The 13,729-nt window shown below is 37.8% G+C and carries 13 protein-coding genes and 1 pseudogene; all 14 read left to right on the top strand.

The features are described 5' to 3' along the window. The first annotated feature begins 21 nt into the window (after window positions 1–21). The 14 genes and pseudogenes from BLT84_RS05655 to BLT84_RS05585 all read left to right on the top strand — a co-directional run bounded on the left by BLT84_RS05655 (window position 22) and on the right by BLT84_RS05585 (window position 13,554). Window positions 22–1,548, top strand: coding sequence for an FMN-binding glutamate synthase family protein (locus BLT84_RS05655; RefSeq protein ID WP_091263466.1), 1,527 nt, complete (start codon window positions 22–24; stop codon window positions 1,546–1,548). Next, window positions 1,541–2,089 (top strand): YceI family protein, encoded by a 549-nt coding sequence (locus BLT84_RS05650; protein ID WP_091263464.1) that lies wholly within the window; start codon window positions 1,541–1,543, stop codon window positions 2,087–2,089. Before BLT84_RS05655 ends, BLT84_RS05650 begins: the two co-directional genes overlap by 8 nt. Window positions 2,090–2,115: 26 nt before the next feature. Further along, window positions 2,116–2,712, top strand: a complete 597-nt coding sequence (locus tag BLT84_RS05645) for a DUF4136 domain-containing protein (RefSeq protein ID WP_231929492.1) — start codon at window positions 2,116–2,118, stop codon at window positions 2,710–2,712. Between the two features lie 174 nt (window positions 2,713–2,886). Then, the gene (locus tag BLT84_RS05640) at window positions 2,887–3,441 is read left to right on the top strand and encodes a potassium channel family protein (protein ID WP_091263462.1); all 555 of its coding nucleotides are present in this window, start codon (window positions 2,887–2,889) and stop codon (window positions 3,439–3,441) included. 19 nt (window positions 3,442–3,460) lie between these two features. Continuing rightward, a complete protein-coding gene (locus BLT84_RS05635) occupies window positions 3,461–3,943 on the top strand; it encodes a nuclear transport factor 2 family protein (protein ID WP_091268044.1) in 483 nt (160 codons plus the stop codon). Window positions 3,944–4,269: 326 nt separating this feature from the next. Continuing rightward, a complete protein-coding gene (locus BLT84_RS05630) occupies window positions 4,270–4,812 on the top strand; it encodes a hypothetical protein (RefSeq protein ID WP_091263460.1) in 543 nt (180 codons plus the stop codon). Window positions 4,813–4,969: 157 nt separating this feature from the next. Beyond that, entirely contained in the window at window positions 4,970–5,263 is a 294-nt protein-coding gene (locus BLT84_RS05625) for a hypothetical protein (RefSeq protein ID WP_013073622.1), read from the top strand. Window positions 5,264–5,337: 74 nt separating this feature from the next. Next, window positions 5,338–6,693 (top strand): APC family permease, encoded by a 1,356-nt coding sequence (locus BLT84_RS05620; protein WP_013073621.1) that lies wholly within the window; start codon window positions 5,338–5,340, stop codon window positions 6,691–6,693. A 14-nt stretch (window positions 6,694–6,707) separates the two neighbouring features. Continuing rightward, a complete protein-coding gene (locus BLT84_RS05615; RefSeq protein WP_091263457.1) occupies window positions 6,708–9,245 on the top strand; it encodes a heavy metal translocating P-type ATPase in 2,538 nt (845 codons plus the stop codon). Between the two features lie 2 nt (window positions 9,246–9,247). After that, entirely contained in the window at window positions 9,248–9,955 is a 708-nt protein-coding gene (locus tag BLT84_RS05610; RefSeq protein WP_047550302.1) for a PepSY domain-containing protein, read from the top strand. Window positions 9,956–9,979: 24 nt separating this feature from the next. Beyond that, a complete protein-coding gene (locus BLT84_RS05605) occupies window positions 9,980–10,471 on the top strand; it encodes a DUF305 domain-containing protein (protein ID WP_047550305.1) in 492 nt (163 codons plus the stop codon). 4 nt (window positions 10,472–10,475) lie between these two features. Then, entirely contained in the window at window positions 10,476–12,269 is a 1,794-nt protein-coding gene (locus BLT84_RS05600) for an efflux RND transporter periplasmic adaptor subunit (RefSeq protein ID WP_091263455.1), read from the top strand. A 256-nt stretch (window positions 12,270–12,525) separates the two neighbouring features. Then, a pseudogene (locus tag BLT84_RS05590) lies at window positions 12,526–13,091 on the top strand (helix-turn-helix domain-containing protein). A gap of 142 nt (window positions 13,092–13,233) precedes the next feature. Continuing rightward, entirely contained in the window at window positions 13,234–13,554 is a 321-nt protein-coding gene (locus BLT84_RS05585; RefSeq protein WP_091263454.1) for a four-helix bundle copper-binding protein, read from the top strand. Window positions 13,555–13,729: the final 175 nt, after the last annotated feature.

Genomic DNA, 13,729 nt, shown 5'->3' with positions numbered 1-13,729 from the left:
CAAGAACTATAAACAAGAGCAATGAGAAAAGGATTTATCATAACGAACATCATCTTGGTTGTGGCATTAGTTACCATAATCGTCTTGTATCCATTACTATGGTGGCTCGCCTTGGTAATACTTCCTTTTCTAATTTTAGGACTTTTGGATTATTTTCAAAAATCCAATAATATTAGGCGAACCTATCCCTTGCTTGGTAGAATCACAAATCTTCTAGAGGAGCAGCGCCACGTTATCCAAGAAACATTATTGCTCAACCGCACTGAAGGTTTGCCCTTCAACTGGATACAAAAGGAAATCGTCTATAAGCGTGCGGCAGATGCCAATAAAAGTCAGCCTTTTGGAACACAAATTCCGTATGATACAGTAGGTCGTGAGTGGTTTACTCATTCCACCTATCCCTCAAAACAAACCAATGACGATTTCAGGGTTCTTATAGGAAGTTCCCACTGCTCAACACCTTACTCTGCCAGCATCCTCAACCTTGCGGGAATGAGTTTTGGTTCCATAAGCAAAAATGCCACCCTTGCTTTTAACGGTGGTGCAAAAATAGCAGGTTTTGCTCAAAACACCGGCGAAGGTGGCTTTACGCCTTACCATCTAGAATACGGTGCAGATATTATCTTCCAGTTTGGAACGGGATACTTTGGATGTCGTGATGCAGAAGGAAATTTTGACGCCAAAAAATTCGCCGATATCGCAACCAACGATGTAGTGAAAATGATTGAAATAAAAATATCGCAAGGTGCCAAACCTGGCTTTGGAGCAATTTTGCCAGCAAAGAAGAACACAAAGGAAATATCCGAATTCAGGGATGTGGAGCAGGGAACGGAAATTTTATCGCCACCACACCATTCTGCCTTTGGGAACGATAAGGAAATGATTTTGTTCATTGAAAAATTGAGAAAACTTTCCAGTGGAAAACCCATAGGAATAAAGCTTTGTATCGGACAAAAAGATGAATTTGAAAGAATGGTTCGTGCTTTTGCTGAAAAGAAAAATTATCCTGATTTCATTGCCATTGACGGTGCCGAAGGTGGCTCTGGTGCTGCCCATATGGAATCCCTGCATTGGGCCGGTATGCCAATAATTGGAGCCGTCCATTTCGCAAACGGCATTCTTAAAAAGTATGGGTTGCGAGATGAGATAAAAGTAATGGCAGCTGGTAAAATCATTTCGGCTTTTGATATCTATAGAATGTTGGCACTCGGCGCAGATACTTGTTATAGCGCAAGAGGGATGATGTTTGCCTTGGGCTGTGTACAATCGCTAAAATGCAATTTGGATACCTGCCCTACGGGAATTACCACAATGGTGCCTTCCCGAGTTGCATCCATTGTTGTAAAAGATAAAAAAACCAAAGTTGCCAACTATCATAAAAATACCATTGAGGGTTTTAAGGAACTGCTAAAATCAATGGGTATTGAAAATAGAAAGGGTATCGACAAAAAGTATATTGTCCGCCGAATCAATGAAAATGAGACCAAGACATATCAAGAGTTATATTCAAATGGATTGAATGAACGAAAAATAAAAAGTAATGGATAAAAACTTAATTTATTTTTTACTAATACTGTTGTTTTCAAGCAATGTATCTATAAATGCCCAAAACTTTAAAGTAAAGGAAGGAACCGTATCCTTTAAGGCAAAAATGCCACTTAATTCCTATATCGGCAAATCTGATGATTTACAGGGCACCATAGGTTTTAAGTACGGCACGTTGACCTTTTCGGTTCCTGTAAAATCCATAAAGACAGATAATGAAAAACGGGATGGACATATGTATGAACTGGTAAAAGCGGAAAAAAAACCCAATGTTGTTTTTGAAGGAAAATTTATGGACGATTTTAATTTTGAAGAAAAAGCGACACAAACGCTCAACGCAAAGGGAGATTTCACCCTTGCCGGAGTTACTCGGGAAATAACCATTCCTATTGCGTTGAAACTTGTTTCAGAAGATACAATTCAATTAACAGCTTCTTGGTCTTTATTGATTACCGATTATAATTTGGAACGCCCAAGTTTTGCTTTTATAAAAGTTAATGACAAGCACGACTTGAGTGTGGATGCAATACTTACGAAGAAATAAAAAAGATTGTTGAACTAAATAAATAAATGATGAAAACATTAATAAAATTGGCAGTCTGCCTTTTATTAGGCGTTACCGCAGTCAGTTGCTCGGTCAGTTCTTCGGCTATCGTTACCGATTATGACCGTGAGGCACAGTTTGAGGCCTACAAGACCTTCTATTGGTCAGATGATTTTCAAATGGAAAACGGGAAAGAAGAACCGCTCTTTGTCAATACATTGATCAAAAAAAGACTAAAGTCGGCCATTCAGGACGAAATGGAAAAGAAAGGATATGTAATGGACAAAGCCAATCCTGATTTATTGGTAGATTCCCGTATCGTTGTACAGACAAGAGATATAAACACAGGTGGTGGCTACCCTTATTTTCCTTCTTATGGCCACGGTTATGGTCATTTCGGGTCTTACGGTTATGGATATTATGGCGGTTACCAATCATCTCAAGAACACAAAGAAGGTGGCGTTGTCATAGAACTTATAGATATGAGCAGACGACAATTAGTCTGGCAAGGATTTGCGCCAGACGTGCTGCACGCAAATACCACCGATAAGCAAAAGGAAATTAAGGAGGCGGTGGCAAAAATATTTGCAAAATATCAATATGGGAATACTGTAAAAAATTAATTTAAAATAAATTGAAGAAGAAAAGTTTGGTAAAAAAAACTTGATTTTGGGAGATGGATTATTTTGTTGATTGATTAATAACAACCCATCTCTCATTTTCAAGTATTACTTTAAGTTGACACTTGTACTACGTCTACACAACTTTTTTATAATGAAAATATACCAATAGCAATAGTGAAAGAAACTATAAATGACATATCAAACGGCAATGGGTTTTATGGACAGCTCTTTAAAAAAGTATTGCTTACCGCAACGGCGGTTATCGCTATATCACTGAGTTATATATTTTGGGCACAAGCAGATGATAATGGCCTATGGCGACCTATTTTAATTGTGGCTTTGGCTCTAATCAAGACCATTTTTATTGTTCGGCTTACGTTCATACAATTGGCTAAAATAATAGGGGAAAGCCATCAACTTACGCACGTCCTAACATTATTTGCGGTGTTGATTGTATTGATTGTTTTTTCATTTACGGCAGACTATCACGCTTTATATATTTTGAATCCTGAAAATTTCAAAGCGAGTACTTCGCTCAATGGTTCATTCTTCTTGCAATTTTTTGAATTTATCTATTTCAGCTTAATCACTTTTTCCTCGGTTGGGTATGGCGATATCGTGCCAATTTCAATTTCGGGAAAAATACTAGTGATGATGGAAATTTTCTTGAGCTTTTTAGTCCTTGTCTTTGGTATTGCCAATATCAATAGAATACACGTCAATAAATAAACCTTTAAAAACTAAAATTATGAAAACACTAAAACTTGCAACACTCTTAACACTATTGTTGTTTTCAACTAGTCAAATCTATAGTCAAAACACAGATTCGGACACAGAAAAGGAAGCGGTTCTAAAAGTTATGAAATCATATAAAGACGCCCTGCAAAACCTAACGACCGAGGGTACATTTCAATTATTTTCCGAGAATTCCGAAGTCTTCGAATCTGGAGGTGTCGAGGGCTCGTATGCACACTATATAGAGCATCATTTAGGACCAGAATTGGAGCATTTTAAAAAATTTGAATTTTCTGATTATGAGATTGATGTACAGGTTGATACACCCTATGCATTTACTACAGAAACTTATATTTATACCATCGTCCTTAAACCAGACGACAAAGGAGATACGAGGACTATAAAGAAAAAAGGGGTGGCAACCTCTATCTTAAAGAAGATGGATGGAAATTGGGAAATTATTAAAACTCACTCATCTTCAAGAAACTCAAAATAATTGCAACAATAAGGGTCTTTTTTAAAATGACCCATCTTTATAAAACTGATATAAAATGTGTCTGCAAGAATTGATTCGTTAAGAATGACCAAAGACTAAAAATCACACCTTCTAAGAAGGTGGCTTTTAGGCTACCCCATAGGGGGTGGTAATAGCAGTTGCCCAAACCGACCAACTATACGATTGCGTAACAAATAAGCAAATCGCAATAAGGTCGCAGATACAGGCAAAGCCATAAGAACATAACCACCTGCAAAGCAGGCGGATTTTTAAGGATAATTAAAAGTCTTTAACTGGGTAGAAAACAATTAGCAACAATAAACATTATGAAAACTAAACTATTGATGTTCGCAGTTCTTTTAATAACATTTTTCGAGGTTTCGGCTCAAAAAATATATAGAACCGATGATGGCCATATTGAGATGATGACTTTGGTGGACGGTAAGACTATCAAGGCAGAAAGTCATAGTCTGGCACTATATCTTGATTACAATTCTAAAGTAGTAAATGGTGTTCTAGACCTTAAAACTTTAGTAACAGACCTTCCTGAATTAAATGCCATTATACAAGAAGGGGAAGCACCTGCAATTCTTCGGTTTACAGGTACTATTCCATCCGTTGATTTTTTATCAAAACGGCACGACCCTATCAATTTTAATTGGTTGGTTGATGTTCTATATCAAGGGGAAACCTATAAATCACAGTTTAAAGCAACCATTACCCATATAGAACAGGGCATAAATATGTCTTGTCTGATTAGTGCAACGGGACAGGTTTTGGTTTCAGATACGGGGTTAGATTCTTTAATGCAAGGTTTGGATAAAACAATAAATGTGCAATTTGCACAATTGGTGCTGAAATTGGAATAACTATGTGTTTTCTATATTCAAAAAGAATGATAAGAGTATTTATGATATTTAAAACAGGCCAAGAGAACATAAAATAAGTCCTGATGTGGGAAGGGAATGGAAAATTTTTCATTGTTGATTAGTTAAAACTCCTTCCCAAGTCGGGCACTATTATAATATGAAAAGCTACGATACACTTTCTGAAACTATGGCTCATTTACAGGCTAAAGGCTACACTGTTGATTTCAATTTGAAAGAGAAACATCTGGAATGTAATGCTCTAAAGTTGAAATTCCATCCAGAAGATTTTGAGGTGGACGAGATGCATCGTTTTGAAGGAATGAGTAGCACAGATGACAATAGTGTACTATATGCCATTTCTTCCAAAAATGGAATAAAAGGCTTATTGGTGGATGCTTATGGGGTTTACTCTGAAAATATTTCTGAGGCAATCCGAAAAAAATTAAGGTAATTTGAAACATATATATAACATATAAAAAGTGACCCGCAACCAATATTGTAATCAGATTAAATAGAAATTTCGAGATGAAACCATTAAAAATAAATACCCAAAAGCTCTCATTATTAGGCTCTGTATCTTTAGGTACAGGCGTAATGATTGGTGCAGGTATTTTTGTTTTAATGGGGCAGATAGCCGAATTAGTCGGCGATTTATTTCCTATTGCTTTTATCGCAGGCGCAGTTGTAGTAGGCTTTAGCTCCTATTCGTATGTTAAATTTTCAAACGCCTATCCTTCTTCTGGAGGTGTTGCTAAATTTTTGACAAAGGCCTATTTACCAGGTACACTTGCTGGTTCATTTTCTTTGCTGATGTATGTATCAATGGTTGTCTCAGAAAGTTTAGTGGCAGGTACTTTTGGGGCGTATGCGTTACGACTGTTTCCGCAAGGATATGAAGGTTATGCATCTGCATTGGGTGTATTGCTTATTGTTGCTGCATATATCATCAATATTTCGGGTAACAAGATTATTGAGACTACCGCTACCATTACTGCAATTATTAAAGTAGTGGGTATTGCAGTTCTTGCTATATCAGGATTGGTTATTTCTGGTTTACCCACAATCACAGGTACTTATAGTGCTGCCAATGGCCAATCCCTGCCTGAAGGTTTTGGATTTATTGCCGCATTGGCCTTGTCTATCCTTGCATACAAAGGATTTACGACCATTACCAATCAAGGTGGCGATATAAAAAATCCTCATAAAAATGTAGGGCGTTCCATAATTATATCAATAATCGTTTGTACGGTTATCTATGTTGTTTTGGCATTATCGGTTGCTGGCGGATTGAGTATTGAAGAAATTATAATAGCAAAAGATTATGCTCTCGCAGCAGCAGCAAAACCTCTATTTGGCGAATGGGGTTCAACGCTAACTATTTTACTAGCCATTGTTGCAACAGTTTCCGGTGTAATTGCCAGCGTATATTCTGCCTCGCGAATGTTGGGTATGTTAAGCAATATGAAACAAGTTCCTGATATGAACAGAATGAAGCAACTTAAAAATCCTTCGCTGATTTTTACTGTTTCTTTAGCGATACTTTTGACTGTTTTGTTCGATTTAACTCGCATAGCTTCCATTGGTGCTATTTTCTATTTGATAATGGACATTGCTATTCATTGGGGACTTTTTAAATATTTGAAAAAGGAAGTAAAATTCAACCCGATTATTCCAATAATTGCCATACTGTTGGATGTTGTTATTTTGGCAGCATTTATCTATTTAAAATATGTAAACGACCCATTTGTACTAATAGTTGCTGCAATTGGTATTGCCCTCATTTTTCTTTCTCAATTTATTTTTATGAAATCGCATACAGATAAAGACGGAAATATGAATATGGGAATGGAAAACAGTGAAAAAGAACAAATGAAAATGTAAAAATAACAGATACTATGAAACACACCTATAAAATACACGGAATGACCTGCAATGGTTGTCGAAATCACGTAGAAGGAACACTTTCCAAAGTGAAAGGTGTCTCAAAGGCTACTGTGAATTTAGCAAAAGCTGAAGCTACCATTGAAATGGAATCACATATTCCTATTGAGAAATTCCAAGATGCCCTTAAAAAAGAAGGTGGTACTTATTCTATCCACAAATCTGGAGAGCGACATCATCAAAACGATACCGCCGGAGTTGATGCTGAGCGTAGTCGAAGTACGAAAGCAAAAAATGAAAAACCTAAAGGTAAAGGAACTGGCACTTTTTACTGTCCGATGCATTGTGAGGGAGACAAAACATATGAAAAAACTGGAGACTGTCCTGTCTGCGGAATGGATTTAGTTGAAGAGCAAAATTTATCTGCAAAAACTTCTGAACAATGGACGTGTCCTATGCACCCAGAAATTGTAAAAGATGAAGCTGGGGCCTGTCCAATCTGCGGAATGGACTTAGTCCCAATGGAAGCAGATAGTTCAGCAGAAGAAAAGACCTATAAAAAAGTGCTTAAAAAGTTCTGGATTGCAGTCACTTTTACACTGCCTATATTCTTTATAGCAATGTCAGAAATGCTGTCAAATAATCCGCTGGAAAATATTCTCGAAATAAAATACTGGAACTGGATTCAATTTGCGCTTTCCCTTCCGGTGGTTTTTTATGCCACGTGGATGTTCTTTGAACGTGCGTATCGCAGTATTGTCACCTGGAACCTAAATATGTTTACGCTCATCGGGATAGGTACTGGAGTGGCTTGGGTTTTTAGTGTTTTCGGTATGCTGTTCCCGCAAATGTTCCCACAAGACTTTTTAACCGAATCAGGAACTGTATTTGTGTATTTTGAGGCGACCACCGTTATTTTAACGCTGGTACTACTCGGCCAGTTACTTGAGGCCCGTGCGCATAGCAAGACCAATTCTGCGGTCAAGGAACTCTTAAAACTCGCACCCAATAAAGCAATTAAGGTAGTAGATGGAAATGAAGAAGAAGTTTCTATTGACCAGATAGAGAAAGGAGATACCCTACGCGTGAAACCGGGCGATAAAATTCCCGTGGATGGTAAGATTACTGAAGGCGAGACTACCGTAGATGAATCAATGATTTCGGGCGAGCCTATTCCAGTCAACAAATCTGTTGATGATAAAGTAAGTAGCGGTACCATAAACGGCAACCAGTCGTTCTTGATGGAAGCTGAAAAAGTAGGAAGCGATACGTTACTTTCCCAAATCATACATATGGTAAACGATGCCAGTCGCAGTCGTGCACCTATTCAAAAATTGGCAGATACTGTTTCAGGATATTTTGTACCCATCGTCATCCTTATTGCGGTCACAACCTTTGTCGTTTGGGCAATCTGGGGACCCGAACCAGCGTATGTATATGCCCTTGTAAACGCTATTGCTGTATTGATTATCGCTTGTCCTTGTGCCTTAGGGTTAGCAACACCTATGTCTGTGATGGTAGGTGTTGGTAAAGGTGCTCAGAATGGAGTACTGATTAAAAATGCGGAAGCCCTTGAAAAAATGGATAAGGTGGACACACTTATTGTGGATAAAACAGGAACCATTACGGAAGGAAAACCAACCGTAGAGAAAATAGGTGTTTTTGGAGAACGCTTTCGCGAAAGCGAGATTCTACATTTTATTGCATCCCTAAACAGTTCCAGCGAGCATCCACTTGCCGAAGCTACCGTGAAATACGGAAAGGAGCAGAAAACTGAAATATCCAAAACCGAAAACTTCAGCGCAGTGACAGGAAAAGGTGTAGAAGGAACTATTAATGGCAAAAAGCTCGATTTAGGAAACGACAAGATGATGGAATATGCTAAGGCAACTATTTCATCTGCTATGAAAGATGAAGCACAATCCTTTCAGAAACAAGGGAAGACCGTTTCTTACTTGGCGATTGATGGTGAGGTTTCAGGCTATGTGGTTATCGGTGACAAAATCAAAAAAACGAGTGCAAAAGCCATAAAGGAATTGCAGGACAATGGAATAAATGTGATAATGCTTACGGGCGATAACCACGACACCGCACAGGCAGTAGCATCAGAACTAAACCTTGCAGATTTTAAAGCCAGTATGCTACCCGAAAATAAGTTGCAGGAAGTTGAAAAATTGCAGAATGAAGGGAAAGTGGTTGCAATGGCAGGCGATGGCATCAATGATGCACCAGCACTAGCCAAAAGTGATGTCGGTATTGCAATGGGAACAGGCACCGACGTAGCTATCGAAAGTGCAATGATAACCTTGGTAAAAGGCGATTTACACGGTATCGTAAAAGCTAAAAACTTAAGCCATAAGGTGATGCGAAACATTAAGCAGAATCTTTTTTTCGCATTTGTTTATAATATGATAGGTGTACCTATTGCTGCAGGAGTGTTGTTTCCGTTTTTCGGTTTGCTATTGTCGCCTATGATTGCAGCCTTGGCAATGAGCTTTAGTTCAGTTTCCGTTATTATGAACGCCTTGCGGTTACGTTCACTAAAACTATAAAGATGGTAAAAAGGAAAACCGCACTAAAAATACGAAAGGCCCACAGATATTTGGGGCTCTTTTTGGGGGTACAGTTCCTGTTTTGGACCATTAGTGGAATGTATTTCAGTTGGACAAACATAGACGACATTCACGGTGACCAATTCCGTAATTTAGATTACGTGCCCAAAGCTTTTGACAATCTAATAAGTCCTTCACAAATAAACAATCCTGAAGGCATTGGAAGTATCGAAATTAGGGACATCAACAACGAGCCTTATTACTGGATAAACAATCAAAAATTGTACAGTGCAAAAACTGGGAAAGCAAAAAAAAATATTACGGAAGAAGAGGCCTTGTCTGTTGCCAAAAACTATATGAAAGATGGTTTGAAAGTCGCCAACATCAAAAAAATAACCGAAGTGGACGACTATCACGAATATCGGGAAAAGCTATTGCCAGCCTATGTTATTTCATATGATACCGATGAAGCTCTTAATGCTTATGTTTCGGTAACAGACGGAAAATTCCAGACTGTAAGGCATCGAGCGTGGCGTTGGTTCGATTTCCTTTGGATGACCCACACAATGGATTATCAAGGCAGGGATAATTTTAATACAATAGTTCTTAGAGCTTTTTCACTTTTAGGCTTAATAACCGTTTTAAGTGGGTTTTTACTTTGGTACACATCATCACCAACGATTCGAAAATTAAATAAAAAAAGAAAATAAAAATTAACTATTAAACAAATAATTATGAATTCACAAGAACAAAATCACAAAGCAATGAAAAAAGGAAACTATGGAAAATTTGTAGGTATGCTCGCAGCATCGTTTGTAGCAATGTACATCACAATGTACTTGAATACTTATGAATGGGACCACGTTTGGTTTAGCCTTACAAGATTCTATATGGTCTGTTTAGGTATAGCTACTATGTCCATCATAATGTTCGTGGCGATGAGAGGTATGTATCAAAATAAAAAGAAAAATATAGCCATAGTTCTGGGAAGTATCGTTCTCTTTGTAGGTGCTTTGGGACTGGTACGTGACCAAAAGTCAACCGTAGGCGACGTACTTTGGATGAAAGCAATGATACCACACCATTCAATTGCCATTTTAACAAGCGAACGTGCCGACATTAAAGACCCAGAAGTTAAGAAACTGGCAGAAGATATTATTAAGGCACAACGACGAGAAATTGCCGAAATGAAGGCGATGATTGAACGTTTAGAAAACGAAAAATAAGATTATGAATAAGAACATTTTATATATAGCAATAGCCGTAATCATAGGTTTGGGCGCAGGCTGGCTCATTTTTGGAAAGGGGTCAAGTGATACTATGGCAAATAAGGATATATCCGATATGTCTGATCAACACGACCACTCTGGCGAAACCGAAGACCAAATGTGGACGTGCTCGATGCACCCACAGATAATGCAACCCGAAGCTGGCGATTGCCCTATATGTGGGATGGACTTAATCCCTGCGGAAGCTGGTGTTGAAGGTCTTGCGGCAAACGAGATTAAAATGACCGAAAACGCAATGGCGTTAGCGAATATTCAGACTACTATCGTGGGGAATTTACAAACAAGCGATGATGGGATCATATCGCTTTCGGGAAAAATAGCTGCAAACGAAGAAAACAATACCGTACAAGCCAATTATTTTAAGGGAAGGATTGAGCGACTTAATGTCAACTATGAAGGTCAGCAAGTAAACCGTGGTCAGTTATTGGCAACGATCTACGCACCAGACCTTGTAGCGGCGCAGCAGGAATTAATTACAGCTGCATCGCTGAAAGCATCGCAACCAGCGTTATACAAAGCGGTGCGCAATAAACTAAAAAACTGGAAACTTTCGGACTCACAAATCAATTCTATAGAAGAAAGTGGAACAGTTCGCGAAAACTTCCCCATTTATGCAACGGTTTCAGGAACGGTTTCAGAAGTAATGGCAGCACAAGGCGATTATGTTAATCAAGGACAGCCTATTGTGAAGTTGAGCAATCTTAATTCGGTTTGGGCAGAATTTGATGCCTACGAAAGACAAATCTCGCAACTGAAGGAAGGTCAAAAGGTAACCATCACTAGTAACGCTTATCCCAATAAAGAATTTGAAGCATCGGTTTCATTTATCGACCCTACTTTGAATACAAAGTCCAGAACTGTTTCAGTGCGCGCCACATTGAACAATAAGGAAAATCTATTAAAACCAGGAATGTTCGTAACCGCAAAAGTGGCAATGACAAAAGGCAATACTATGGAAAGTGCGATAAGCATACCTGCAACGGCAGTAATGTGGACAGGCGAGCGCTCATTGGTGTACGTAAAGACCAATCCCAATGAACCCGTTTTTGAAATGCAAGAAGTGACTTTGGGAACGAAAAATGGTGAGAACTATACCATTATCGAAGGGCTTTCTAACGGCGATGAAGTGGTAACCAACGGAACATTTACCGTAGATGCCGCTGCACAGTTACAAGGAAAAAAATCTATGATGAATGCATCAGGTGGTAAAACAATGACAGGTCACGAAGGGCATTTGGGAATGGAAAATTTAAACAACACAGTTGATGCCGCCAAGCGTATGGATGTAGCTTCCAAATTCCAAGAGCAGCTCAAAACAGTTTTTGATGATTATATTATGCTTAAAACAGCATTGACAAACGACCAAAGTGAAAAAGCAAAAACGGCCGCACAGACCTTACAGAAAAGTTTAACACAAGTTGACCTTGCTTTGCTAAAGGATAAAAATGCGAATAACCACTGGGCGCAACTTGAAAAAGAATTGAAGGCTTCCTCAAATGAAATTGCCCAGACATCCGATATTAAAACCCAGAGAAATCATTTTATCAGTCTTTCAGCACACCTCATAAATGCAATGAAAGCGTTTGGCATCAACCAAGAAATTTACATAGATTTTTGTCCAATGGCAAATAATAATGAAGGCGCATATTGGTTGAGCACAGAAAAAAAGATACAAAATCCCTATTACGGACAAGCAATGTTGAAATGTGGGGAAGTAACAGAAACCGTACAATAGTTTAAAACTATACTTAATTGGGTAGTTTAAATTAGTCATCTTGATTTTTTGAAGGAGAACGAGGATGGGTGAAAGCAGAAGAAATAGAAGAAAGAATAAAAGAGTAAAGCAGCAGCAGCCGAAAAGTGGTATTTCAAAAAAAGATAAAATTATAGCTTTAGTCGTGATAGTATTGATTTTTGTAGTTGCTGCAATAGCTGCTGTTTATTATTCTCTATACAAATCTGGATTAACATTATTTTGAAACAAGTACTATATGAATGAGATTATCCATATTAAAAATATGGTCTGCCCAAGATGCATCTCGGCGGTATCTAATATTTTGGAACAACTTGAATACTGTATGTTTCTATAAAATTGGGGGAGGTTTAATTAGTTCGATTATTAAATGTCCAGACCAAAAATGGTCTTTCCAAAGCGCTTCAAAATTCAGGTTTTAGTTTGATAGAGGACCGTAAAAATCAACTTATTGAACAAATGAAAACATTGGTTGTAGATAAAATCCATCATTCTTCCGAGGAGCTCGATTTTAAATGGGCAGATATTGTTACAGGCGAACTTAACTTGGACTACAAATATTTAAGTTCACTTTTTTCGTCGGTAGAAAGTATTACGTTCGAGCAGTACATCATAAACCAGAAAATTGAACGTGTTAAAGAACTTATAGTTTATGACGAATTAAACTTGAGTGAGATAGCTTTTAAACTTCATTATAGTAGTGTCGCGTATTTAAGCAATCAGTTTAAAAAGGTTACAGGAATGACACCTACACAGTTTAAAAAAAGCACAAATCAGAATCGCAAATCTTTGGATGAAATATGATGTTAAATTCTGTTAATCCGTAAATTTTACAAATCATTCGGCATATTTTATAACAGAAAAGGATATTACCTACATTAAATTGTCTTTAGTAATATCCGCTATAGTAGTGGACTATTTTAACAATTTAAATTCTAAAATATTTATGAAAAATTCAAAATTAATCGAAGCTTTAAACAATTGTGTAGCACATTGTAATTACTGTGCAGATGCCTGTCTTGGCGAAGACAACATCAAGATGATGGTAGATTGTATAAGAACTGATAGGGCTTGTGCTGAAATCTGTAGTGCAACTGCAAATTTACTTGCGTCAAATTATAAGGATGTAAGAGGTATGGTAGAGCAATGCCGTGATATCTGTAAAAAATGCGCTGATGTATGTGCCAAGCACGATCACAAACATTGTCAAGAATGTGCAGATGCCTGTAGAAAATGTGAGGAAGCTTGTAACGAATATTTAAAATAATACAACTTATCTCAATTCATTATAGTGAGGTGCAACAACCTCAAATTCCGAAAGGCTACAACTCACATTGTAGTCTTTTGTTTTATAAAAAATCGGGTATAAGTTATCTTGTTTGTATCGGAAACTTGGGAAAATTACATACTGGTGACCCTTAACAAGCAAATTCTACAATTCA

The sequence above is a fragment of the Gillisia sp. Hel1_33_143 genome (assembly GCF_900104765.1).
Classification (GTDB): Bacteria; Bacteroidota; Bacteroidia; order Flavobacteriales; family Flavobacteriaceae; genus Gillisia.
This window is presented reverse-complemented; position numbering and strand designations above follow the sequence as displayed.

What these genes read in the sequence shown, in the direction of transcription:
- BLT84_RS05655 (WP_091263466.1), top strand. Translation starts at nt 22, where the DNA reads ATGAGAAAAGGATTTATCATAACGAACATCATCTTGGTTGTGGCATTA.
- BLT84_RS05650 (WP_091263464.1), top strand. Translation starts at nt 1,541, where the DNA reads ATGGATAAAAACTTAATTTATTTTTTACTAATACTGTTGTTTTCAAGC.
- BLT84_RS05645 (WP_231929492.1), top strand. Translation starts at nt 2,116, where the DNA reads ATGATGAAAACATTAATAAAATTGGCAGTCTGCCTTTTATTAGGCGTT.
- BLT84_RS05635 (WP_091268044.1), top strand. Translation starts at nt 3,461, where the DNA reads ATGAAAACACTAAAACTTGCAACACTCTTAACACTATTGTTGTTTTCA.
- BLT84_RS05630 (WP_091263460.1), top strand. Translation starts at nt 4,270, where the DNA reads ATGAAAACTAAACTATTGATGTTCGCAGTTCTTTTAATAACATTTTTC.
- BLT84_RS05625 (WP_013073622.1), top strand. Translation starts at nt 4,970, where the DNA reads ATGAAAAGCTACGATACACTTTCTGAAACTATGGCTCATTTACAGGCT.
- BLT84_RS05620 (WP_013073621.1), top strand. Translation starts at nt 5,338, where the DNA reads ATGAAACCATTAAAAATAAATACCCAAAAGCTCTCATTATTAGGCTCT.
- BLT84_RS05615 (WP_091263457.1), top strand. Translation starts at nt 6,708, where the DNA reads ATGAAACACACCTATAAAATACACGGAATGACCTGCAATGGTTGTCGA.
- BLT84_RS05610 (WP_047550302.1), top strand. Translation starts at nt 9,248, where the DNA reads ATGGTAAAAAGGAAAACCGCACTAAAAATACGAAAGGCCCACAGATAT.
- BLT84_RS05605 (WP_047550305.1), top strand. Translation starts at nt 9,980, where the DNA reads ATGAATTCACAAGAACAAAATCACAAAGCAATGAAAAAAGGAAACTAT.
- BLT84_RS05600 (WP_091263455.1), top strand. Translation starts at nt 10,476, where the DNA reads ATGAATAAGAACATTTTATATATAGCAATAGCCGTAATCATAGGTTTG.
- BLT84_RS05585 (WP_091263454.1), top strand. Translation starts at nt 13,234, where the DNA reads ATGAAAAATTCAAAATTAATCGAAGCTTTAAACAATTGTGTAGCACAT.